Origin of the sequence: Collinsella sp. TF08-11AT (assembly GCF_003437035.1) — a bacterium.
In the GTDB taxonomy this organism is placed as follows: Bacteria; Actinomycetota; Coriobacteriia; order Coriobacteriales; family Coriobacteriaceae; genus Collinsella.
In genome coordinates this window covers 65,973-89,645 of the sequence record NZ_QSRL01000010.1, presented here as the reverse complement: position 1 = coordinate 89,645, position 23,673 = coordinate 65,973, and the positions used below count along the sequence as shown (strand labels likewise).

The following is a 23,673-nucleotide window of genomic DNA, read 5'->3' as shown; positions in this document are numbered from 1 at the left end:
GAACATTCCGCACTGATATTTTCTGTATTGAAGACGTCGATGATGCACCCGTATACCATTGACGTCGACACCATCAGATGCGGACCGCGCGGTGACCCCACATTCCGCTGGCGCCCACAGGGCTGCCCTCGTTTCCTGACATGTCCCGCGCGGGCCGCGGCGAGCCGAGACCGCCGCATGACCTAATAGGAGCATGGAGCGATACCGCGGACCCGAACAACCGCATTCTATCGCGCCCCGTCAGTGTGACGTCTGCCCGGTCCAGGCGAGCACGGAAAGAACGGAGCGAGACATGAGAACCGAATCGACACCCGGCGCCCGCGGGCCGGTCTTCTGCGGGGTCGACACCCACGCCGACTCGCACTGGCTGTGCGTCCTCGACTGGAGGGGCCGCAAGGTCCTGTCCCGCCAGTTCCCCGCCGACGCGGCGGGCTACGAGACGCTCGCCGGGGCGATCGCGGCGGCCGGGGAGCCGGCCTGCGTCGCGATGGAGGGGACGTCGTCCTACGGGGCGGGCCTCACCAGGCACCTCGCGTCGCTGGGGATGCCCGTGCGCGAGGCGCTCTCCCCGGCGAGGATGCAGAGGAGGCGCCCGGGGCAGGGAAAGTGCGACGAGGCGGACGCGGAGAGGGCCGCCCGCGCGGCGATGTCCGGCTCGAAGCTCGGGACCCCCAAGAGCCAGGACGGGTGGGTCGACGGGGTGCGCTGCATGCTCGCGGCGCGCTCCGGGGCGGTGAAGGCGCGGACCTCGGCGATAAACACCGCGAGGTCGCTGCTCACCACCGCGCCGGAGGGGCTCAGGTCGAGGTTCCGCGGCATGGGAGGGCCGAGGCTGATGGAGGAGCTCCCCTCCGTGCGCGCCGAGGGCGCGCTGGGCGCCGCGCTCGGCGCGCTGGCGGACCTGTGGGAGGCGGCGCGCGACGCGGCGCTCGACATGGAGCGCGCGATCGAGGCGTCCCTGGAGGAGAACTGCCCCGCGCTGCTGGCGATGTACGGGTGCGGGCCCGTGAGCGCGGCCAAGCTCGCGGTCGCGGCCGGGGACAACCCGGGCAGGCTGCGCTCCGAGGCGTCGTTCGCGGCGATATGCGGGGCCTGCCCCATCCCCGCCTCGAGCGGCAAGACCGTGAGGCACAGGCTCAACAGGGGCGGCGACCGGCAGGCGAACAGCGCGCTGCACGAGATCGCGAGGCAGAGGGTCATGCGCGACCCCGAGACCGCCGAGTACGCCGAGAGGGCCAGGGGGCGGGGAAAGAGCGACAGGGAGGTCATGAGGTGCCTCAAGCGCTACGTGGCCAGGGAGGCGTACCGGGCGCTGATGCACCCGCACGAGATCAGGAGGCCCGAGGACGCCTCGGAGCTCGTGGCGGCCAGGCGCGCGGCGAAGGTCAGCCAGGTGAGGGCGGCGTCGATATTGGGAACCAGCGAGAAGTACATCTCGATGCTGGAGAGGGGCCAAAGGGAGCTCAAGCCCATAAGGAGGGCCTACGAGGCATGGGTCGAGGCCGGACTTCCGCTCGATTGGGACAGGCGGGCCTTCGAGGCCGAGCGCAAAATGGATTCTAAAAAACACCTTGCCAAATAGGAGCGTCAGGACGCAAAGAGGCTCCGCAGCGCGAAGCGCGAAGCGGAGCCTCTTTGCATGTCCGAGGACGTTCCGGAGAGAAGCCCCGTCACGCCCCCGGATCCCCGGTGGGAGTTCTAGACCTTGTCGGCCTTAGTACATACCGCCGCCCTGCTGACCAGCGGTGGCAGCAGCGATAGCGTCCTCAAGCTGAGTGTTTTTGGGCACATCGGAGACGGTAGCCTCGGTGATGAGAATCAGGCTTGCGACAGAAGCAGCGTTCTGCAGGGTGACGCGGCTGACCTTGACGGGGTCGAGGACGCCCATCTCAATCATGTCGCCCCACTCACCATTGGCAGAGTTGAGACCCTGGCCGGCGGGCAGCTCGGCAACCTTGTCGACCACGACAGCGCCCTCAAAGCCAGCGTTCTTGGCAATGGTAGCGACCGGAGCGGTCAGAGCCTTCTTGACGATGTCGACGCCGATCTTCTCCTCGGGGTCGTCGATCTCGACAGCGTCGAGTGCAGGAGCAGCATCCATGAAGGCGACGCCGCCGCCGGCGACAATGCCCTCCTCGACAGCAGCGCGGGTTGCCTGCAGGGCGTCCTCGACGCGATGCTTGATCTCCTTGAGCTCGGACTCGGTAGCAGCGCCGACCTTGATGACGGCAACGCCACCGGAGAGCTTGGCCAGGCGCTCCTGGAGCTTCTCACGGTCGAAGTCAGAGGTGGTGTTCTCCATCTCACCCTTGATCTGAGCGATACGAGCGTCGATGGCCTCCTTGGAGCCAGCGCCGCCGACGACGACGGTGTTGTCCTTGGAGATGGTGACGGACTTAGCGGTACCGAGCATATCGGCGGTGATGTCAGCGACCTTCACGCCCAGCTCGTCCAGGGCAGCCTGGCCGCCGGTGAGGACGGCGATGTCCTCGAGGATGCGCTTGCGGCGATCGCCGTAGCCCGGAGCCTTGACGGCGCAGACGTTGAGGGCGCCACGAATCTTGTTGAGAACCAGGGTAGGCAGAGCCTCGCCGTCGATGTCCTCAGCGATGATGAGCAGGCCACGGCCAGCGCGCTGGACAGCCTCGAGAACAGGCATGATGTCCTGAACGCTGGAGATCTTCTGGTCGGTGATGAGGATGTACGGATCCTTCATCACGGCCTCCATGCGGTCGTTATCCGTGACGAAGTAAGCGGAGACATAGCCCTTGTCGAACTGCATGCCCTCGACGGTGTCGATGGTGATGTCGAACGTCTGGGAATCCTCGACGGTGATGACGCCGTCCTTGCCCACGACCTCCATGGCCTCGGCGATCTTCTCGCCGACCTCGGGGTCACCGGCGGAGATGGTACCGACGGAAGCAATCTGCTCCTTGGTCTCGACCGGCTTGGCCTGCTTCTTCATCTCGGCGACGGCGGCGTTGACGGCCTTGTCGATGCCGCGACGGATGGCCAGCGGGTTGGCGCCAGCGGCGACGTTGCGCAGACCGTCGTTGACGATGGCTTGAGCGAGCAGGGTTGCGGTGGTGGTGCCGTCACCCACGGTGTCGTTGGTCTTGGTGGCGACCTCCTTCACCAGCTGAGCGCCCATGTTCTCGATGTTGTCCTCGAGCTCGATCTCCTTGGCGACAGAAACGCCGTCGTTGGTGATGGTCGGAGCACCGAACGTGCGCTGCAGCGCAACGTAGCGGCCCTTGGGGCCCATGGTGACGGTAACGGCGTCGGCCAGAGTGTTGACACCCTTGGCGAGCTTAGCGCGGGCATCGGTGTTGAACGTAATGTTCTTTGCCATGGTAGGTAATCCTCCAAAAGAAACGTGACTCGCGTCGCCGCTTCCGAGTCCTATGCGGCGGGCGCGTTCAAAGACGAATCAGAGATTCTGACGAGACTAGGCCTCGACAACAGCGTAGATGTCGTCGGCGCGCATCAGCAGATACTTCTCGCCGTCGACCTTGACCTCGTTGCCACCGAACTTACCGTAGATGACAACGTCACCGACCTTGACGTCCATGGGGATGCGCTCACCCTTGTCGTTGACCTTGCCGGCGCCAACGGCAACGATGGTGCCGCGCTGCGGCTTCTCCTGGGCGTTGCTGGCGATATACAGACCAGAAGCGGTCTTCTGCTCGGCCTCGTCGGGCTTGACCAGAACACGATCTGCAAGCGGCTTCAAAGACGACATGCTTGTTTCCTCCTTTTTGGGCCGCGCGGTTATGCCGCGCGAATTAACCCTTTTTGTTTGCGTACGCGTTGAATGGTACCCACGAATGGCGGGTTATACAACACGGAGTCAAAAAATCTTATTTTTTGGCACTTAGATTTTCTGAATGCCGGGGGATAACTTAGCGATGCCTCCCGTGTGGCTCCGGAGGGGCGGGGCATAAGGTTTCCTGCTCGGGCAGTCCTGCTCGCACGAAGGCCACATTAAGTGGCCTTCGGCTCGTGCGGAACTCGCGATAAACCTTATGCCCCGCCCCTCCGGAGCCACACGGGAGGCAGGTTAACTAATTCGGGCCCGGCATTCAGAAAAGTCAGTGCAGCAAAATGGCGATGCGGATAGCGACATGTGCATGGTTTTCGCTGCGCGCACGGGTCCCCTGGGGAGCACCGTGCATTTTTGGGAGTATTCAGCAGACTAGGACGGCTGCATACGTGCCGGACACACCATATTGGTCCCAAGGACGCCTTCGGCCGGCGATTTTGGTCGGCAGGCAAACCCCGTCAGGACAGAAAGGCATGCCTCACGCCGCACCGGAGCACAAAATGACGTCAATCTCTGCAACGTTACTCAGCCGCAGCGGCACAGGCAGAGCTCGCGGTGCTGAATACTCCGTTTTTTGCACGGCGCGGACGGGGGTACATCAGGATCCGGAAGAACATCCCAGCCTTTTTATGCAATTCGTAATGGAAAGTATGCAAAACACCTAGAGATAGCATTGCTGCTGTCCAAATTGGGCGCGGGGCGGCGGCGCCTCCGCCCCGCGCCCAAATCAAGCAGGGCGGGGACGCTCCTAACGAACCCCCCATTTGCAAACAAACGCGGCTCGAGCGCCATCCCAAAATAGGCTGCACGAGCCGCGTTTAACGGTACGACATGAATATTAGCGCTCGTAGACCAGGTTGCCGGCTAGGTAGGTGGCTTGGACTTTGGTGGCTTGGAGCTCTTGGGGGTCGATGGTGAGCGGGTTTTGGTCCAGGACTACCAGGTCGGCGTATTTGCCGGGTTCCAGGCTGCCGAGGTTTCGCTCGTCGCCTGCCGCGTAGGCGCTGCCCAGGGTGTAGTTGCGCAGAGCTGTAGCCGCGTCGATGCGCTCGCTGGGGAGCCAGCCGCCCTCGGGCCAGTGGCTGCGGGGATCTTGGCGCGTGATAGCCGTGTAGAGCACGTTCATGCTGGTAACGGCCGTGATGGGGCTGTCGGTACCGAAAGCTTGACGGATACCGCGCTGCTGATAAGTTGCGAACGGCCACATGATGCGGCTGCGTTCCAGGCCCAGGTCGCGCTCCGGGCCACCCGGGTCGAGCGTGATGTGGCAAGGCTGGCTCGAGGCAATGACGTTGAGCTTGCGCAGACGATCGATGTCCTCGGGCAGCAGATTCTCCAAATGCTCAAGCGTATTATGGCCGTGCGGGGGCAAACCGTAGAGCTCTGCCGCCTCCTCAAAGATATCGAGTGCGGCATGGATGGCGCCGTCGCCGATAACGTGGATGCGCACGGTGTGGCCGCGCTCGGCTGCCGCCAGAACCAACTTGCGCATGCGCTCGACAGGAACCGTCAGACGGCCCTGGTCGCCCGGGAAGCGCGAGTTGGTATAGGGCTCAGTGAGGTATGCAGTATGCTCGCTCGACACGCCGTCGAAGAACTGTTTAAAGCCTGGCGCCGAGAGCAGCGCATTGTTCGCGTAGCGGGTCTGGAGCTCTTCCAAGCGCGATTGGTCATCCAACAGCGTGGGAAACAAATGGGCGCGGATTCCCAGCTTGCCGGAGGCCTGCAGCTTGTCGTAAACATCGTCGCGAATAAAGTCACAGCCCGGCATGGGCATGAGCGACATATCGCAGATTGAGGTGATGCCTTGCTCGGCCATACGCTTCATCTGGTCGGCATACGAGCTCGCGATGCGGTCCTCGCCCAGCCACTCAAGACAGCGCGGCAGCAGCTGCATGGCCGCAGCCTCGTGAGCGATACCCGTAAGCTCCCCATTTGCATCTTTGTCGTAACTGCCACCCGCCGGAGGCTCGCTGTCGCGCGTAACGCCGAGCGCCTCGAGTGCGCGGCTGTTGAGCCACAGCGTGTGCCCGTCGCCCGAGTACATAACGCAGGGACGATCAGGAAATGCCGCATCGAGGGAGGCCTTGGTAGGGTGCTCGGGCGGATCCCAGCGGTAATCGCGCCAGCCCTGCGTCACGACCCAGGCGTCGTCGGGCAGGTCCTGGGAAAACTTGAGCGCGTCCTGCACCAGCGCCGCCTCGGACGTGCCCATATCCATGAGCATATACGGTGAGGAGCCAACCGAGGTATGGAAGAAATGCAGGTGCGCATCGTGGAAACCGGGGCAGACAAACTGCTCGCCGTAATCGACCACCGGCGTGGCAGCAGGTGCGGCGTCAATCACGTCATCGGGCGCACCGACTGCGACGATGCGATCGCCCGCAATGGCAATCGCCAGCTCGCGGGCGGTATCGATACCGTCTTGGGCGGTAAAAACGTTCTTGGAGCGGATAATCCGATCGATATGTTGCATGGGCATCCCCATCTCTGGCAGGAAATTCAACACCCCCGAGTGTACTCCCCCGCCCTTGCAACAAAACTCCAAGCGGCAAACGGCAGCTTTGCCAGGCCAAGTGGCAGGTGGCATACTGGAATGAGCCTGTACGATTTTGCAAAAACCAGCAAGGAGCAAATCGACCATGACGAAGACCAAGGCACAGCAGATTATGGCGGCGACCGAGGTGCGAGCGGCTGACGACGTCACCGCAGCCATCCAAGATATCGCCGCCGAGTTTGAGCCCTACATCATCAAGCAGCGCCGACACTTCCATAAGCACCCGGAGCTGAGCCTTGCCGAGGAGCGCACGACCTCCGACATCGCCAACCAGCTCGACGCCATGAATATCCCCTACGAGCGTCCGCTCAAGACCGGCTTGGTGGCAACGCTTCGCGGCACCGCGTCGGATGCCTACCACGAGGACGGCACGCCGCGCCGCCGTATCCTGCTGCGTGCGGATATCGACGCCCTGCCCGTCACCGAGCAGACCAGCGAGGATTTCGCCAGCGTCAACGAGGGCTGCATGCACGCCTGCGGCCACGACTGCCACATCGCCATGATGCTCGGCACGCTGCAGATCCTGCGCCATATGACCGACGACATCCACGGCGAAGTCCGCATCGTCTTCCAGCCCAGTGAGGAAAACGGCCAGGGCGCCAAACTCATGATCGGCACGGGCGTGCTCGACGGCGTCGATGGCGCCTACGCCGCGCACATCTGGAGTGAGGTCGACGCCGGCACCGTGAGCTGCGAGCCCGGACCGCGCATGGCCAATACCGACTGGTTCCGCATCGATGTTCGCGGCACCTCATGCCACGGTGCCATGCCCCAGCGCGGCCACGACGCCGTTATGGTGGCCGCCGAGATCGTCAATGCCCTGCAGACCATCGTTTCGCGCGAGATCAGCCCCTACGAGCCGGCCGTCATTACCGTCGGCGAGCTGCACGGCGGCACCGCGCGCAACGTTATCGCCGGCACGGCCTACCTCGCCGGCACGGTGCGCACCTACGGAGATTCGACCCACGAGGAAATGCCGGAGCTCATGCGCCGCATCGTGGAGCATACCGCGGCCGCCTTGGGCGCCGAGGCAGAGCTCACCGACTACACCATCGCCAATTATAAGGTCGAAAACGATGCCGCCTCGAGCGAGCGCTGCCGCCAGGCAGTAATCAAATGCCTGGGCCCCACCGGCCAAGGCCATTATCGCGGCACACTTTCGGGCGAGGACTTCTCGGAGTATCTGCGCCGCGTACCGGGCGTGCTCGCCTTTGTTGGCACGCGCAACCCCCAGATTGGCGCCACGTACGCCCAACATTCTTGCTTCTACAAGATTGACGAGTCGGTGCTGGCCAAGGGCTCCATGGTGGCCGCCCAGTATGCCATCGACTTTTTGGCCGAGCCCACGCAAGAGGAGCTCGACGGCCCCGCGATCACCGCGGTCGCCGAAACCAACCCCGATCTGGCCGCCAAGTTGCGCTCTGCCAAGGCGACGACCGCCGAGGCTCGTGACGCCATCCACGATGCCCGCACGGCTCGCCACGCCGCGATCAAGGGCATCCACGATGCACGCGCCGCCGCGCGCCGCGAGGAGAAGCACGACGAGTAGCCGATTCGCGACCGTCTCGCAGTCATAGCCACATCGCGATATCAAAGCGGGGGCGGACGCTTCGGCACGTCCGCCCCCGCTTATTTGTCAAGCGCTATTTCTACCGTTTCTACCCCGTCCCCAAATGGCAGGTGGCAGGGTTACTCGTCCTGCGGGTCCTCGTCGGAGCTTGGCGCAGGCTCGGGCTCAGGTGCAGGCTCGGGCTCCGGTTCCGGCATGGGCGCGGGCTCGGGCTCAGGCTCAGGCTCAGGCACGGGCGCGGGCTCGGGCTCGGGCGCAGGCGCCGGCGCCGCAGCGGAATCGGATACGGGCGCTGCGTCGGCGCTAAAACCAGCCGGAGCAGACTTCTTCTCAAACGGCAGCACAAAAGTCAGGACGTCGTCCTTGTCCTCGTCGGCCCACTCGCTTGCGTAGCGCGCAACCCAATAGCCAACGGCACGGTGCTTGAGCATCTTGCCAAAGACCGTGAGGAATACCGTGACAAACGCCGTCAGCACCAAGAACAATACGAGCGTGATGCCACCGCCGGTAACAAGCGCCTCAATAGCCGAAGGACGGTAGTAGTAGCTATACATACCGACAGAGGCAATGGTGCCAAAGACGAACGTCAAGATCCATGTGACAACGTTGGCGACCAGGCCCGTCAAAAACTCGGGAAGGAACGAAGCACAAAACAGCTTGGTCTTGTTGTGCTTAAACGCCGCCCAGACCTTGTCGAGCGAAAACGCGCTCTCCACACGACCGGTCACCGCAAAGTGCATCACGGCGATGTCGGCGAACATCTTAAAGAAGACCCTCAGGACCGCCGTGGCAATCATAGCCAGGACAAGCAGGCCAAGCGAGCCAAACAGCGCAGCCTCGAGCGCATAAGAGCCGTAATACGAATACGAGCCCGCGGCGCCAATTACCACGCTCTCCGCCAGCGAAAGCACTACACCGATAACGGGAATGGCAGCGATAACCTCGAGCACGACCGAAATAACGCTCGAAAAGACTCCGAGACCAAACGACGTGGAACGCATGAGTGGACGGTCCATACCGTCATCGACCTTGAGCGACAGATCACGACCCCACTCAATACCAAAGCCGGAACCACACACGCTCGCGATGCAAGCTGCCAAAAAGCCGATGGCAGCTGCAATACCGCCGACAACGGGAATAAACAGCACGAGTACCGACACAACACAAATCAGCGCCGGCAAAAAGGCAATCTGACACACGCGCTGCAGCACGCCCGGAGTCTTGGTCATATCCTCAAACGCCTGAGCCACACAGCCCTTGGACGCATTCGCCACGGGCGGTTGCGGAACAAACTGCTGGGGCTGACCCTGAGGGGCAGAGGCTGCGGCACCGGCATTAGGAGCACCGCACGCGCCACAGAACTTGTCGTTGTCGCCCATGGGGGCACCACACTGCGAACAGAACATCGAAATCATCCCTTCGTATCATGAGCGAATCATCTGGATCGCAAACGATGTCTTTAGCATCATTATCACCCAATGTGGGGACAAATGCTCCAACATGACGCATTTGCAATGCGCAGGGCGCTATTCGATTGTTTGATAAGCTCGACCGCGTTAGTTCGTTCCGCGGAAACCCTTGCCGACGATCTCGGAGCTGTCGACGATCGTGATAAAGGCACCCGGATCGATCTCGCGCGCGTAGCGACGCAGCTGCACGGCCTCGCGACGACTCAGCACGCTCATGATCACCGTCACGCACTTGCCCGAGAAAGCACCGTAGCCGCGGCTGATAGTCGCCGTACGGTTGAGATGCTTGACGATAAACTCCTCGACCTTAAGGGGCTCGGAACAAATGACCGTGCAGACTTTGCGCAGGTGAATGCTCTCGATAGCCTTATCGACCACGAGCGTCTTGGCAAACAGGCCAAGCACGCAGTACAGGCCAACGCGCGGGCCATACAGGAAAGCCGCGATGGTTACGATGCCGATATCGACCAGCAACAGGGCACGGCCGATCTCAAGCGTCGTGCGACGCTTGAGGATCATGGCAAGAATGTCCGTGCCGCCCGTCGAGGCGCCAATGTCAAAGACAATGGCACTGCCCAGCGCCGGCAAGATGACGGCAAAACACAGGTCGAGCCACATATCGCCCGTCATCGAAACATCCGTCGGAATGAAGAGCTCAAACAGCGAGACGTAGGCCGAAAGCGCAAACGAGGCAAAGACACTCCAAAGGATTGCCTTGCGCTCCAAAAAGATAAAACCCAGGATGACCAGGATCGCGTTGATAATCCACATAAAGACGCCGACGGGCAGAGTCGGGAACAGCGTAGAAAGAATGACCGACACGCCCGAGGTGCCGCCGAAGGCAAAGTGATTGGGGGTTTTAAAGGCCACGATGGCGAACGCCGTGAGGATCAGGCCCAAATTGAGCTCGGCAAAAAAGCGCGGAAAGCCTGGCTCCTGGCTGCGCTTGCGGCCGGCGCGCTCGCCTTGCTCAATAACATCGCGATCGACAACGCGCTCCATCGGCACCACCGGAGGACGATGTACCTCCTCGGCGGCACGCGACGCCGCCTCTGCCGCAGCGGCCTCAATCGCCCATGCCTTGCTTTCGGTCTCGTGTTCGTCGGCCATTACGGCAACCCCTCGTTAACAATTTGGAAACAATGCGCCCATTAGGGTAACGCGGAACGCGAAGATTGCAACCCTTAGTTAGACGAGCGGTATGCCCGCATCGGGGGCATACAAAGAACGGCCGGCCGCGCATGTGCATGCGCGACCGGCCGTTTGACGTTTACGCAGATAAAACCTGCCAAAACAAACCTGTCCCTTTTTGGAAGGTTATTCGTGCTGGCTGGTGCGGTGCTCGTACTCCTCGGGGGTGATGACATCCTCGATGCGCAGGTTGACGCCCGCCACCTCAAGGCCAGTCATCGCGGCAAGGCGCTCGGTGACACGTGCCTTAACATCGTCGAAGATCGCGGGCGCATAGGCGCCGTACTCGATGATGACGGAGATGTTGACGACCACGCGATTATCGTCGGTGACCTCGACCGTCACGCCCTTGGTCAGATTCTCGGCACCAAACTGCTCCTGCACAAAGTGCATGAGGTTACCCTTCATGCCCAGAACGTGCGGAACCTCGCGGGTGGCCATGGCAACGATCTTCTCGATCACGCCGTTGTAGGTCAGCGAGTCCTCGGACTCATCCGCTTCCTCGTCGTCCTCATCCGTATCGGACTCGGCCTCGACGAGAGCCTCATCCTCGAGCGTCACATCCTCAGCTTCGGCGACGACCGCCTCGTTCTCCTCGAGCTCGGTATCGGCTACATCGACCTTCGTATTAAAAGCCATGGTTCCTCCTTATGCCTGCCGCGGATGCGACAGTCGAATACATATTAGCGGCCGCTAAACAGACGGCCGAAGAAGTTGACGATCCCGTTCTCGCCGTCGCGAATTTGGCCGATCACAGCGCCGATCAGCACGAAGAATGCAATGACGAGCGTGTCCCACAGGCCCAACGTGAGCACCAACACGGCGAGGATAAAGCCGGCGACGGCGCCGAGCGTGGTGTTGGGATGACGCACAGCATAGCTCCAGACGGCAGCGCCCGTACCCTTGATGAGACCCATAGCCTCGTCAAAATCCGCGGCTGCCGCGTCTTGTAACTCGGTTGCCTCTGCTTTGGAATCAACAGGTTCGCTCGCCGACGTGGCGCTCTGGTCAATCGTCAGGCGCGGCGTACGAGCGGTCTTATCTTGATTGGTATCACTCACCGGAAACCTCCACGGTCTGGACGGTAGTCTTGGACGGCAAAAAACGGACGCGCGCGGTCGTACCCGGCGCGCCGAGCATGGTATCGCAGGCTTCTTCGATGCGCTTCTGCATCGCGGTAGCCAGAGATGCCACGTCCTTATCGTCAAGCGCGATAGCCTCGACCTTAAAACGGACGTGCGAATCGTCGGGGCCTTGGACGCGAGCCTCGACATGCTCGACCATCACGCGGTCGTCGCGCCCGGCAGCAACCCTGGCGCACGAAGAAAGCGCCGCAAGGGTAACCTCGATATTGCGCTCCCCCGCCGGATGCACGCAGGACGGCTCGCGACGGGCGAACATCAGGCGGAAAAAGCTCAGCAGTACGCCGATCGCCACGACGCCGGCGCACGCCGTCACGACGATGCGCGGCATGGGGTCGCGCATCAGCAGCATAAAGCGATACGTATACGGCCCCCAAAACTGGCAGACAAGCGTACCCAGCGCCACGATGGTGGCGGCAAGATACACGATCGCTAGGGCTCGTTTGAGTACGCGCACGCGGCGCTCCCTTCAAATCTCGGCTCTCGAAATGCAAAACGGTTCGCATCATTATAAAAGAGCTGGGTCCGGTGCTCTACGCACGCGGATCCGGCTCATCTATTCCACGAGTCTTGCATGCTCGCTTCATTATGCCCAGATATGCACGGCTCAATCCGTGCTGGCGCTACTCCTCCTCGAGGGCAGCGATGACCTCGTCGGTCATGTCCATGGTGCTGTAGACGTCCTGGACGTCGTCGAGCTCCTCAAGACGGTCGATGAGGCGCTGGACCTTCTTGGCGTCGGCGCCGGAAACCTCGGTCGGGGTGGTCGGGACCATGGTGGTCTCGGAGCCCTTGACCTGGACACCCTGCTCCTCGAGCGCCTTGGAGACAGCCATGACCTCGTTGGCAGCAGTCCAGACGATCCACTCCTCGCCGGCATCCTCGTAGTCCTCGCCACCGGCCTCGGCGATAGCCATCATGAACTCATCCTCGTCACCGGCAGCACCGTTGGCGATCATGGTCTCCTTCTTGGCGTTCTCATCCAGGATCTCCTTGGCGACGACGATCTGGCCCTTGCGCTCAAACTGAAAGGCGACGGAGCCGGAGGTGCCCAGGTTGCCACCAGCGTGGGAGAAGGCGGAACGGACATCAGCGGCGGTACGGTTGCGGTTGTCGGTCAGGCAGTCGACGTAGACGGCGACACCGGCGGGACCGTAGCCCTCGTACACGATGTTCTCGTAGACGGCGGCGTCAGCACCCGAACCAAAAGCCTTGTCGATAGCGGACTTGATCTTGTCCTTAGGCATGGACTGAGCCTTGGCCTTGGCAACGGCAGCGGCGAGGCTGGCGTTGTTCTCGGGCAGCGGGTCACCGCCGAGACGGGCAGCAACAGTGATGTTGCGGCTGAGCTTGGAGAAGAGGGCGGAACGCTTGGCGTCCTGCGCGCCCTTACGATGCTTGGTTGTGGCCCACTTAGAGTGTCCGGACATACGTGTCTCCTATCGGTTTCGACCTAAAGCCCAGCGCAGATGCTCGGGCAATATAAACAAACGCTATAAATGATATACCTACTGGCCTGTGAGATAAACAAAAAAATGAAGGCGTCGTGATGATGCCACCCTTTGGTGCAAAGTAACCTGACCCCAATGCACCAAGTTAGGACCAGAGGAAGTCGCTGCGGGTAACGGTGGCGCCGATGGCGAAGGGCATGCAGGCAATGACCGGGTACAGGTAGCGCATGTAGGTCGATCCGTTGCACGGGCCAATCAGGCACACAGCGAGCACGCCCAACAGCGGCACCCAGATTGTCAGCGCACGCCATGAATGACGACGCAGCAGGTAGACCACCACGGCGATCATGATCCACACATAGGTGGCCGAGCTCATGGTGAGCGAGATAAACGGGATGCGTTGTACTGCCACGCGATACAGGTTGATCAGGTGGTCGCACCAGCGCACAACCTTGCTATCGACCGGATGGAAGTCGAAGTACTTGAGATTATCGGGGCGCGCCATAATCTCGGCACTGCGCGCCGTGCTGTAGACCCAGGCATCGCGCGCGCTCGGATAAAAATAACCATAGTAGTTATTGATAAGCGCCGAAATATAGCACTCGGGATCCTTCTTAAACATCTGAGCCCATACCTCAAAATAGGCATCGATGTCCTCCTGCGAGGCGTATTCGTTAAAGCAATTTTTGACGGCATCCGACTTGTCGGGGTTGTAGCGGCGGCCCAGATTCTCGTACTTGAGCACACGGTCGATCACGGCACGCTCTTCGTCGGTCACCAAGCCGTCGCAAGGAGCCTCCACGATGGTGCCGTCCTCCTTAACCGTGGGGTTGACGCCCGAGTTGAGGCCGTCGTGCTTTTGGACGAAACGAGCGGTCTGCTGAAACGGAATCGAGAGGATTTCGCGCTTGGAGCCGGGCGTAATGTCGTGCGCCGGCATAAACACCTTGGTGAAGTACATATTAGAGGCAAGACAGAGTGCAAGCACCGCAAGAACTCCCACCCAGCGGAAACGCGAGATGGCGCCCGAAGGCGCAGCGCCAGCCTGCTTGGCTGCACGACGAGCCACATGCACGTCCCATACGCAAAACGCCGCCGCGATTACGCATGCCGCCAGGGGAAACACCAGGCCGCCGTTGCGCAGGAACGTGGAACCCATGGCGCCCAGAGCGAGCAGCAGCCAGTCGTGGCGCGCAAAGAGCACGGGGGCTTTCTCGCCCGCTCGCTCGACATTGGCATCACGACGGGGCAAGCCACATGCCACGAGCTTGACGGTCTGTACCAGCAGCACCAAGAACGCGTCGGCAAAGAGCACGTCTTTGGTGAGCAGGGCCGCGTAGTTGGAGAACATGGGCATAAACGCAAAGAACAGCAAGATCGCACCGCGGACCGGCAGGCTCACGCCCAGTTTGCGCAGCGACGAAATGGAATAGGCCATGCAGGCAGCCGTGATGACAAATTGAGCGCAGGTATAGATGATGAGGCCCGCGTTAGCGCTGTTGAACAGCGAAAGCCCCAGCTGAACGCACGAGCCGATAATGGCCGTGTGCACCACGGGGTGATGTCCGTTGAGCAGCACGTTGGGGTTGAGTAGGCGCAGGTAATCGCTCGTGCCGTTGGGATAGTTGAACCACTGGCGAATCTGCGCGCCGGTGTCCCCCATAAAAAGGCCGGGCAGCGAAGCGATGAGCGTGGGCGCCCAGGCGACCATAAGCACCAGGAAGGGCCCGGCAAAGGGATGGACCGAGAGCACGGCGTGAGCCACACGCCATACGCGGCCAAAGTGCGCCTCCGAAAACGGAATGCGCCGAGAGCTCAGCCAATCTAGACACTCAAAGGCAAGGTAGAAGGCAACGATCGCCAGGAGCATCCAGCCCGCGCCGCCAATCCAGGCGCAGATGATGCGAGCTTTGTCGCCAAGGACAATCTCGGCCGAGTCGGTGAGATCGTAGCTGCGACCGAACACCATGCAGATGGCGAAGAACAGCGACGGCAGAATGATCGATGGACGCCAGGTGTCGCCACGGCCAAAGAACACGTAGCGAAACGGCAAGGTGAGCAGGCAGGCAAGCGCAAGCAGCATGACCGCGTCGGTATGGCCGGCAAACGAGAGGAGTACCTCGTAGCACACGTACAGCATGCCCGAGGCTTTGGGGTCAATCGCCAAGACTGCGCTGCTCGACACCGGGGCGGGATCGATGGAAAACGCCGTGGTCGCCAACAGCGCGAGCAAAAATGCGATGAGCGTCTGCTTGGCGGGGTAGCGCTTAAACCAGACGATGCGGGCGGCGTCGCGCGCAGCCGTTGTGGAGAGGTCGGAATCCTTCACAGTCCAAAAAGCCTTTCTAGAAACCTGCCAAAAAGGGACAGGTTTATTTTGGCAGGTTTTATCTGGGGAAACGTTACGGTTCTGTCATCGTTGCCCAGCGAACCACCACAAAGGTGCCTGTCCCCTTTGTGGTGGTTAGGCGTCCAGGTAGACGCGCTGGGGCTGGTTGCGGCGACGAGCAAAGATGATGAGCGCCAGGCCCGCGATTACGAGCGGCAGGCTCAGCAGCTGACCCATGGTGATGACGCCACCAAGCAGATAACCCAGCTGGGCATCGGGCACGCGCACGAACTCGACGAGGAAGCGGACGATGCCGTAACCCATCACAAACACGCCCATAAACGTGCCCTGGGGCAGCAGCGGCTTTTTGCGGCTGAGCACCTGCAGGATGCAGAAGAGCACAATGCCCTCAAGAAATGCCTCGTAGAGTTGGGAGGGGTGACGCGGCATATCGCCCGCAGTCCCGCCAAAGACCACACCCCAGGGCAGATCGGTCGGCTTGCCCCACAGCTCACCGTTGACAAAGTTGGCACAACGGCCCAGACACAAGGCCAGCGGCGCGCCGATCACGGCAAGGTCGGCGATGGTCCAGGCGTCAAGCTTATACATGCGGCACACGATGATACCGCCCAAGATGCCGCCCACCAGGCCGCCGTGGAAGCTCATGCCGCCCTCGTTGGTGGCAAAGATCTCGAGCGGGTGGGTCCAATAGTAGCCATCGCCGTAAAAGACGACGTAAAACAGGCGCGCGCCGATGATGAGGCCAAAGACCGCGCCGACCACGACGCTCGTCAGGTCATCGATCGTAATGCTAAAGCCCCAACGACGCTGCGTGCGGTACATAACGACCGCCGTGAGCAGGGCGCCGACCACGTAGGCCAGGCCGTACCAGTAGATAGTGATGGGGCCCGCCGAGATCGCGACGGGATCAAGCATATGGTAGAGGTCGTTGAGCATATCGATCCCCTGCTCCCTACATACAAATGCGGCCGCGGGCCTTACGCTCGCAGCCGCACATTTGGACGTAACGTCTATGCGGAGCGTACCGTCCGCAGCTTTCGCGTCTTAGAACGGCGCGTACTCGTCGTACAGGTCCTCGGCCTCGCCGGAAGCATTGACCTGCTCAACGCGGGTAACGCCGGGCACATGCTCCTTCAGGATGCGCTCGATACCCATGGAAAGGGTTAGCGAGCTCATGGGGCAGCCGGCGCAGGCGCCCTGCAGCTCCAGCTTGACAACACCCTCGTCGTCGACGCCCACATACTCCATATCGCCGCCATCGGCCTGCAGGTTGGGGCGAATCTCTTCAAGAACCTTCTTAAGCAGCTCTTCGTTAACAGCCACAGGGGCTCCTTTCTCACAATAACGCGGGCACGCCCGCGGACAGGGGCTATGTTACTACAGCCATGTACCCGCTTAGGCGCCAGCCATGCGTGCGGACACGACTTTCACGAGCAGTCAATTTGGGACGGGGCTCTTTTGGCTGTTTTGCCGCCAGCTGGCGTTGGCACGCGCTACTGCCGAGCCTGTCCCCCGGTACCAATCTGGACATCGACGATGACCTGGCGGTAGCTGATGCCGCAGGAGTCGAGAATGCGGCGGCTGATACGGCCGTCATCGGTGTCGGCATACTTATTGTCCAGGTAGACGACCTCGCCCACGCCCACCTGCGCCAGGATCTTGGCGCAGTCATGGCACGGGAACAGCGTGACGTAAACCGTGGAACCCTCGAGGTCCTTGAGCGAGCCACGGTAGTTGAGCACGGCGTTGGCCTCGGCATGGACCACGTAGTTGTGCTTGTCCTGCAGCGGGTCATCGCTCGTACCCCACGGGAAAAAGTCGTCGTTGAGCGCCGAGGGCGTGCCGTTGTAACCCACCGAAAGGATGCGGTGGTTGGTGCTGGCGATGCACGCTCCCACCTGCGTGTTGGGGTCCTTGCTGCGGCGCTGCGCGGCGATGGCCACGCTCATAAAGAACTCGTCCCAGCTAATAACGTCGCGGCGCTTGCCCGACGCGGTTTGATGAAGATCGTCCGACATGGCAGACACCTCCGCAATCGCAATAGTTTGGCCCATTGTAGCAGGTGAAAGGTAGGGGCGCTTATCCCACCAGCCCCTCGCCCTACGCGCGGCGGGGCTTTTGGTTGATGCGGTAGAGCTCGGCGAGACCCCGCAACGTCAGCGCGTCGTCTACCGTCAGGCTATGGCCGACCAGCGCCGCAAGTGCCTCGGCATCGTCGCCGGTAATGACGATGGGCACATCGCCCTCCCCCGCGGCCTTGGTCGCGCGCATCTCGGCAAGCACCATGTCGAGCATTCCGTCGATGCGGGCTACCTCGCCCAAAACCACACCCGAGCGCATGGCCTCACGCGTGTTGCGTCCGATGACGTGCGTTGGCGCCGAGGGCTCAACCTGGGGTAGGCGCGCTGCTGCCGCCGAAAGCGAACGGGCGCCGAGGGCCAGGCCTGGCGCGATAACGCCGCCCACAAAGGTACCGTGCACGTCGATGACCTCGATATTGGTCGTCGTGCCCAGGTCAATCACGATGCACGGCGAGCCGTAGACGGCGCGGGCCGCCACGGCATCGGCGATGCGGTCGGGGCCGATCTCGGCCGGATCGTCGTAGTGCACGGGTATGCCGGTCTTAAGTCCCGGCCCCACGGTGAGCACGCGCCCCGTGCAGGTGCGGGAAAGTGCCGCCTTCCACGGGCGCTCGAGCGCCGGGACTACACAGCTCAGCACGGCCGCGGCGGGTGCAAGCACCCCGGGCACACCTGCATCGGCGGCGAGCGCGCCCATGACCTGCACAAGTCGCATGCGCGCTTCGTCGGCCGTAATGCTCGACGGCGTCGTGATCTCGCATGTCGCAAGCGGACATTCCTGCGCCGCGGCCGAATCCTCTGCAAACAGGCCAAAGCGAATGAACGTGTTGCCCACGTCGACCGTCAATATATATGCGCACCCATTAAGCATCGTCGGCGCTCCTTTCGTCTGCCCAGCAGTATATCCCGATGATTATTCTGGGACGGGGATTTAAAAATCATTGCGTACCTGATGATTTTTAAATCCCCGTCCCAGAATAATCATCCTTCGGCTTCGCTTGGGATAGCTAAAAAAGCCCAGTCCCAAATTAGCTGCCGTGCCGCTATACTGGTGCGCGGTCGTTTGCGAGCTCACGCGGCGGCCCTTGGTAACCCGACTTCCCGCGCCGTATCCGTAACGGCGCTCCCGGGGGAAGCGGATATACGCAAAGGAGTTTTATATGAGCAATCCCTCGAACCGCGCTTCGATGCGCGGGCAACTCACGCTGCGCGGCGTCGTCATCGGCGTCCTTGGCTGCGTGATCATCACGGCAAGCTCGGCCTACACGGCCCTCAAGATGGGTGCACTCCCCTGGCCGATTATTTTCGCTGCCGTCATCTCGCTGTTCTTCCTGAAGCTCATGGGCAACGCCAGCCTCAACGAGGCCAACGTCACCCACACCATCATGTCCGCGGGCGCCATGGTCGCCGGCGGCCTGGCGTTTACCATCCCGGGCGCCTGGATGCTGGGCTATGCCGACCAGATCAGCTGGCTCGACATGTTTATCGTGGCACTCGCCGGCACCATCTTGGGCCTGCTGGCAACGGCGCTCATCCACCGCCACTTCATCGTGGACGCCGCGCTGGAGTTTCCCACCGGCAATGCCGCAGCTCAGACACTGCGCGCCACCGAGGCCGGCGGCAAGACCGGCAAGCAGCTCTTTGGCTCCATGGCCATCGCAGGCATCTACAGCGTGCTTCGCGACGCTCTGGGCGTGGTGCCCAGCATGCTGTGCACGCTCAATATCCCCGGCGTGACCTTTGCCATCTATAACTCGCCCATGCTGCTCTCCATCGGCTTTTTGGTTGGCTTCGCCCCGGTTGCCTTCTGGTTTGCCGGCGCGCTGCTAGGTAACTTTGGCATCATCGTGGGCGGCACCGCTGCGGGTCTATTCGACGTTGTGACTGCGCAGGGCATCGTCAAATCGCTCGGCATGGGCCTCATGATGGGCTTTGGCGTCGCCGTCGTCCTCAAGGACATCCTGCCGCAGGTCGCCGGCATCGCCCGCGGCCTCGCCGCCGACAGCTCCAGCGACACCGACGAGCAGTCGCTCATCTCGGGCTCGCTTAAGCTCGACGCCGGCATCATCGGCCTGGGTACTGCCGCCATAGCCGTGATCGTCGCCATCGCGCTCGACCTTGGCCCCGTCCCGGCCGTCATCGTCACGCTGTTCACCTTTGTCACCACTATCATGAGCGCGCAGAGCTGCGGCCAGACGGGCATCGACCCCATGGAGATCTTCGGCCTCATCGTCATGCTCATCGTGGCTGCCTTCGCACAGATCGCCCAGGTCAAGCTGTTCTTTATCGCCGGCATCGTGGCCGTGGCATGCGGCCTTGCGGGCGACGTCATGAACGACTTTAAGGCCGGCGCCGTGCTGGGCACCGACCCGCGTGCGCAGTGGATCGGCCAGGCCATCGGCGGCATCGTGGGCGCCCTGGTCGCCGCTGCCGTCATGGTCGCGCTCGTCACCGCCTATGGTCCGGATGCTTTCGGCCCCGACAAGAGCTTTGTGGCCGCGCAGGCAAGTGTGGTCGCCACCATGGTCTCGGGCATCCCGAGCGTGCCGTGGTTCGCAGGCGGCTTTATCGCCGGCATCGTCATGTACTGGCTCGGCATTCCGGCCATGATGATCGGCCTGGGCGTGTACCTACCGTTCTATATGTCGCTCACGGCTTTCTTGGGCTCCTGCGTCAAGCTCGCCTACGACAAGTGGGCCGCACGCCGCGACGCCGCTGCCGGTCTTTCGGACGAGGAGAAGGCCTCCAAGGATGCCGCCTTCCAGGAGCAGGGCCTGGTCGTCGCCAGCGGCCTGCTCGGCGGCGAGTCCATCGTCGGCGTTATCCTGGCGTTTGTCTCTGTTGGTCTGAGCCTGCTGGGGTAGGCCGAACAACAACGCACCAGCGCAGAGCGCGGGGTCGGAATCAAACCGGCCCCGCGCTTTTTTGTCTATTTGACTCTTATGATCCTCACGGCGTTTTAGCCATGTCGATTGTCCTGACTTCCAGGTCAACAAACCTTGTCTGACACCTCGCCTAACGCGGTGTAGAGTAAAGACGACAGACGCAAGAAGCGGCTCAGAAGCTAAACGAGGTAAGCATGGAACTCGACAAACAACAGATCAAGCGGCTGCGCGAGCGTCATCATCGTCGTCACGGTATACGCCCTGCACACAGCGAGGCCATGGAGAATGCCACCCGTTTCCTTAAGCAGGCGTTCAACATACGCGAGGGACGCGCGCCCTATCACGTGATTCGCAAGCGCTTTGTAAACGGGGCGCGCCTGACTGGCTCGCACTTATGCATCCTGATCATTGCCATGTTGATCGCGAGCATCGGCCTCGATATCGACTCGGACATTGCCATCGTGGGCGCCATGCTCATCTGTCCGCTCATGGGCTCGGTCCTTGCCATGGCATACGGCATCGCCACGCTCGACCGCGAGATTGCCGTCGAGGCAATTGCCGGCCTCGCGCTGCAGATGGTCTTTTGTCTAATCACGTCCACGCTGTACTTTAAGCTCTCGCCCCTTGGCACCACCACGGCCGCCATCATCGACAACTCGACACCGACTGTGTGGGACCTTGCCGTCGCGCTCGCGGGCGGCTTTGCGGGCGGACTGGGCAACTCGCGCGACCAGGAACCCGCCACGCTCATCGCCGGCGTGGCCGTGGCGACCGCGCTCATGCCGCCCCTGTGCGCGGCGGGCTATGGCATCGCCATCGCAAGCGGGTCGCTGTTTCTCTCGGCCCTCTACGAGTTTGGCATCAACGTGGTCTTTATCGCACTGGCTGCCGAAGCCGTGCTGCTTCTTTTGCGCGTGCCGCTCAAGCGCGACCTCAACGGCGACGGCATTGTGACCGCCGAGGAAAATGCCGAGGTCGATGAGCTGTCACACAAGGTGCGCCGCCGCATCATCGTGGGCACGGTGATCTTTGCCATCCCCTGCATCGTTATGACCGCGGGATCCATTGGCTCGGCGCAGGCCGGCGTGCAGGACGGCTATGGCGTCACCGAAACCACGCGCGAGCTTGCCGCGGTGCTGCCGGGCTTTAAGGATTACACCGTTGCCGTCGAGACCTCGGCCACCGAAGGCGAGGAGGAGGGTATCGTCGAGCGCGAGGTTGTCGCCCATGTGACGACAAGCGAGGCGCTTGGGGCACACGACCGCCGTGTAGCCCGCAAGCTCATCGACCTCAATGTGCCCGAGCTCGATCGCGTGGAGTTTGATGTGCAGTAATACGCGACGTGGGATGGATGCGCGCAGCCGCGAGTCACGACATGGCGCAGACGTGACGCGGGCCACGAGCAAATAGCGGGACGCGGTCCATGGCCGCGCTCCGCTCGCTGATTTATTGCCGTGAATCAGCTGTCCGCATCGACATCGCCAGACTCCACTGTAAACGCCGGACCGGTACTCACCAGATAAAAACGGGTCACCCTGGTATCTCTAAATAGGTAGAGCAAGCCCTGATCGCGTCGGCGCGAAATATACGCCACGTGGACCGTACCGAATTCTTCGCCGTTTTCATTCTTTAACACCAGAATGTTGGGGTCGTCCATACGCTCGAACTGTCCATCAACGCAGTTGCCGCCCTTGCCGACCAGTTGCCACCGATGGTTATCCTCCTCAAGAAAGGCCAGAGTTTCCAGACTTGTTTTGTCATCCCGATAGTAACCATCAATGGCAAAGCCTTCGGAAACGCATTCCTGCATATAGGATGTTTCTCGATTTATAGCAAACTGCCCTGCAACGCCCAGGAGCACAGCCAGGCAAACCACCGCAAGGGTTATCGAGACAAAACGGCGGCTCATGTTAGCCAGCCCGGTACTTGTTTAGCGGAGCACGAAACATACTTGGAACCTCCGATATCAGCGCAAACGCCACCTACGGCCTGCCGGCAATCATATGTTTCCAACATCAAACCATATGGCAACCACTCGCGAGAGGCGTATCGGCGAACGGTGCGTTTTTGCGCTCCATTGGCCAAACGTCAACGCGCACTACAGCTCTTGCTCGACCTATTCAGATCTTGTCGCATACTACCGTAGATCCCCAACGCTTCCACCCCCAAGAGATCATTTTTAGTACGTAAAGAAGCCCTCGCCCGAGCTTTCGCCCAGCTTACCTTCGTCGAGCATTTTCTTGAGGACGGAGGCCATGGCCTTAAAGTTGTAGGGCATCATCATCTTTTTGAGCAGCGGGCTCACCAAGCCCGGGACCTTTTGGTACTGCATGACGATGTTGTACGCCGTCTGGATGCCCACGGTGTCGAACACGCGGAACGGCCCCTTGGGAGCGCCGGTGCCGCGCGTCCACGCGAGGTCGACGCTCTTGGGGTCACTCACACCCGAGACATACAGGTCAAGGCCCGAAAGCAGCCACGGCACCAACATGGAATTGAGCAGGTAGCCGTTCTTTTCCTTGTTGACGGGCAGGGCAAGCATGCGGATGTCGTTGGCAAAGTCGACGAGCTCGTCGAAGTAGCGCTTGTCGGTTTGGTCCTGTGCCATGACCTCGGTCATGTTGTTCTTCCAGATAGAGTTGGCAAAGTGCAGCGACAGGTACTTCTCGGGACGGCCGGTGTACTTGGCAAAGGTGCTCGGCAGCAGCGTGGATGAGTTGGTCACGATGACGGTCTTTTGCGGCAGAACCGGGGCGAGCTTCTTGTAGAAGTCGATCTTTGCCTGGGTGTCCTCGGCCATAGACTCGATGACCAGGTCGGCGTCGGCCACGGCCTTGGCAAGATCGAGCTCCAGCTTGAGTGTGGAGTAGGCACGCTCGACGGCGGCGAGCGCCGCTTCCTTGTCGAAGGGCTGGGTGCCATCGGCGATACCGGCGCACCACTCGCCCGTACCGTCCTCCATGCCCTCGATTGCCGCGATGTACTCCTTGCGCACGTGATCGATCTTGGGCTGGGTGCGGCCGATGCTGCCCTCGTTGCGCAGCCAAATCGTTACATCAAAGCCGCAGTAGGCAGCCTGAAAGGCAATCTGGCTTCCCAACACGCCGCCGCCGGCAACACAAACGGTCTTGTAGCTCATGGGACGGTCCTCTCT

The 23,673-nt window shown here is 61.6% G+C and carries 20 protein-coding genes; 4 read left to right on the top strand and 16 right to left on the bottom strand.

The window, feature by feature from the left end:
- Window positions 1-292 precede the first annotated feature (292 nt).
- The gene (locus DXC79_RS07475; RefSeq protein WP_158550990.1) at window positions 293-1,582 is read left to right on the top strand and encodes an IS110 family transposase; all 1,290 of its coding nucleotides are present in this window, start codon (window positions 293-295) and stop codon (window positions 1,580-1,582) included.
- 132 nt (window positions 1,583-1,714) lie between these two features.
- On the opposite strand, the gene groL is transcribed toward DXC79_RS07475, so the two are convergent.
- The 3 genes from groL to DXC79_RS07460 all read right to left on the bottom strand — a co-directional run bounded on the left by groL (window position 1,715) and on the right by DXC79_RS07460 (window position 6,299).
- Window positions 1,715-3,352: a chaperonin GroEL gene (gene groL / locus DXC79_RS07470; RefSeq protein ID WP_006234938.1), complete on the bottom strand. Its 1,638-nt coding sequence runs from the start codon at window positions 3,350-3,352 to the stop codon at window positions 1,715-1,717.
- 96 nt (window positions 3,353-3,448) lie between these two features.
- A complete protein-coding gene (gene groES, locus DXC79_RS07465; protein WP_022094351.1) occupies window positions 3,449-3,742 on the bottom strand; it encodes a co-chaperone GroES in 294 nt (97 codons plus the stop codon).
- A gap of 919 nt (window positions 3,743-4,661) precedes the next feature.
- On the bottom strand, window positions 4,662-6,299 hold the full coding sequence (locus DXC79_RS07460; RefSeq protein ID WP_233503063.1) for an amidohydrolase: 1,638 nt from the start codon (window positions 6,297-6,299) through the stop codon (window positions 4,662-4,664).
- Between the two features lie 166 nt (window positions 6,300-6,465).
- Between DXC79_RS07460 and DXC79_RS07455 the strand changes: the two genes are divergently transcribed.
- Window positions 6,466-7,929: a M20 family metallopeptidase gene (locus DXC79_RS07455; protein WP_117635709.1), complete on the top strand. Its 1,464-nt coding sequence runs from the start codon at window positions 6,466-6,468 to the stop codon at window positions 7,927-7,929.
- Between the two features lie 140 nt (window positions 7,930-8,069).
- Here DXC79_RS07455 and DXC79_RS07450 read toward each other — a convergent pair whose 3' ends face one another.
- The 11 genes from DXC79_RS07450 to DXC79_RS07400 all read right to left on the bottom strand — a co-directional run bounded on the left by DXC79_RS07450 (window position 8,070) and on the right by DXC79_RS07400 (window position 18,505).
- Window positions 8,070-9,356 (bottom strand): zinc-ribbon domain-containing protein, encoded by a 1,287-nt coding sequence (locus DXC79_RS07450; RefSeq protein ID WP_158550989.1) that lies wholly within the window; start codon window positions 9,354-9,356, stop codon window positions 8,070-8,072.
- 150 nt (window positions 9,357-9,506) lie between these two features.
- Window positions 9,507-10,529 carry a YitT family protein gene (locus DXC79_RS07445; RefSeq protein WP_117635707.1) on the bottom strand — a complete coding sequence of 341 codons (1,023 nt, stop codon included), beginning with the start codon at window positions 10,527-10,529 and terminating at the stop codon, window positions 9,507-9,509.
- 207 nt (window positions 10,530-10,736) lie between these two features.
- Entirely contained in the window at window positions 10,737-11,249 is a 513-nt protein-coding gene (locus tag DXC79_RS07440; protein ID WP_117635706.1) for an Asp23/Gls24 family envelope stress response protein, read from the bottom strand.
- Between the two features lie 44 nt (window positions 11,250-11,293).
- Complete coding sequence (locus DXC79_RS10210; protein ID WP_233503061.1) at window positions 11,294-11,671, bottom strand: DUF2273 domain-containing protein; 378 nt, start codon at window positions 11,669-11,671, stop codon at window positions 11,294-11,296.
- Window positions 11,664-12,209: a hypothetical protein gene (locus DXC79_RS07430; protein WP_147327486.1), complete on the bottom strand. Its 546-nt coding sequence runs from the start codon at window positions 12,207-12,209 to the stop codon at window positions 11,664-11,666. Before DXC79_RS07430 ends, DXC79_RS10210 begins: the two co-directional genes overlap by 8 nt.
- 166 nt (window positions 12,210-12,375) lie before the next feature.
- Window positions 12,376-13,182 carry a YebC/PmpR family DNA-binding transcriptional regulator gene (locus tag DXC79_RS07425; RefSeq protein WP_117584122.1) on the bottom strand — a complete coding sequence of 269 codons (807 nt, stop codon included), beginning with the start codon at window positions 13,180-13,182 and terminating at the stop codon, window positions 12,376-12,378.
- Window positions 13,183-13,348: 166 nt separating this feature from the next.
- Window positions 13,349-15,532, bottom strand: coding sequence for a DUF6020 family protein (locus tag DXC79_RS07420; protein WP_233503059.1), 2,184 nt, complete (start codon window positions 15,530-15,532; stop codon window positions 13,349-13,351).
- A 135-nt stretch (window positions 15,533-15,667) separates the two neighbouring features.
- A complete protein-coding gene (gene lgt, locus DXC79_RS07415) occupies window positions 15,668-16,489 on the bottom strand; it encodes a prolipoprotein diacylglyceryl transferase (RefSeq protein ID WP_117635704.1) in 822 nt (273 codons plus the stop codon).
- A gap of 108 nt (window positions 16,490-16,597) precedes the next feature.
- Window positions 16,598-16,876: a NifU family protein gene (locus DXC79_RS07410; protein ID WP_035137589.1), complete on the bottom strand. Its 279-nt coding sequence runs from the start codon at window positions 16,874-16,876 to the stop codon at window positions 16,598-16,600.
- A 170-nt stretch (window positions 16,877-17,046) separates the two neighbouring features.
- Window positions 17,047-17,571, bottom strand: a complete 525-nt coding sequence (locus tag DXC79_RS07405; protein WP_117584124.1) for a dCMP deaminase family protein — start codon at window positions 17,569-17,571, stop codon at window positions 17,047-17,049.
- A gap of 82 nt (window positions 17,572-17,653) precedes the next feature.
- Entirely contained in the window at window positions 17,654-18,505 is an 852-nt protein-coding gene (locus DXC79_RS07400) for a type III pantothenate kinase (RefSeq protein ID WP_117635703.1), read from the bottom strand.
- A 289-nt stretch (window positions 18,506-18,794) separates the two neighbouring features.
- On the opposite strand from DXC79_RS07400, the gene DXC79_RS07395 reads away from it, so the two are divergent.
- Window positions 18,795-20,498: an OPT/YSL family transporter gene (locus tag DXC79_RS07395; protein ID WP_117635702.1), complete on the top strand. Its 1,704-nt coding sequence runs from the start codon at window positions 18,795-18,797 to the stop codon at window positions 20,496-20,498.
- Window positions 20,499-20,713: 215 nt separating this feature from the next.
- The gene (locus tag DXC79_RS07390) at window positions 20,714-21,853 is read left to right on the top strand and encodes a DUF389 domain-containing protein (RefSeq protein ID WP_117635701.1); all 1,140 of its coding nucleotides are present in this window, start codon (window positions 20,714-20,716) and stop codon (window positions 21,851-21,853) included.
- A gap of 125 nt (window positions 21,854-21,978) precedes the next feature.
- Here DXC79_RS07390 and DXC79_RS07385 read toward each other — a convergent pair whose 3' ends face one another.
- Both DXC79_RS07385 and DXC79_RS07380 read right to left on the bottom strand, forming a co-directional pair.
- Entirely contained in the window at window positions 21,979-22,428 is a 450-nt protein-coding gene (locus tag DXC79_RS07385) for a hypothetical protein (RefSeq protein ID WP_147326482.1), read from the bottom strand.
- Between the two features lie 270 nt (window positions 22,429-22,698).
- Window positions 22,699-23,658, bottom strand: a complete 960-nt coding sequence (locus DXC79_RS07380; RefSeq protein ID WP_117635699.1) for a 3-hydroxyacyl-CoA dehydrogenase — start codon at window positions 23,656-23,658, stop codon at window positions 22,699-22,701.
- Between the last annotated feature and the right edge of the window lie 15 nt (window positions 23,659-23,673).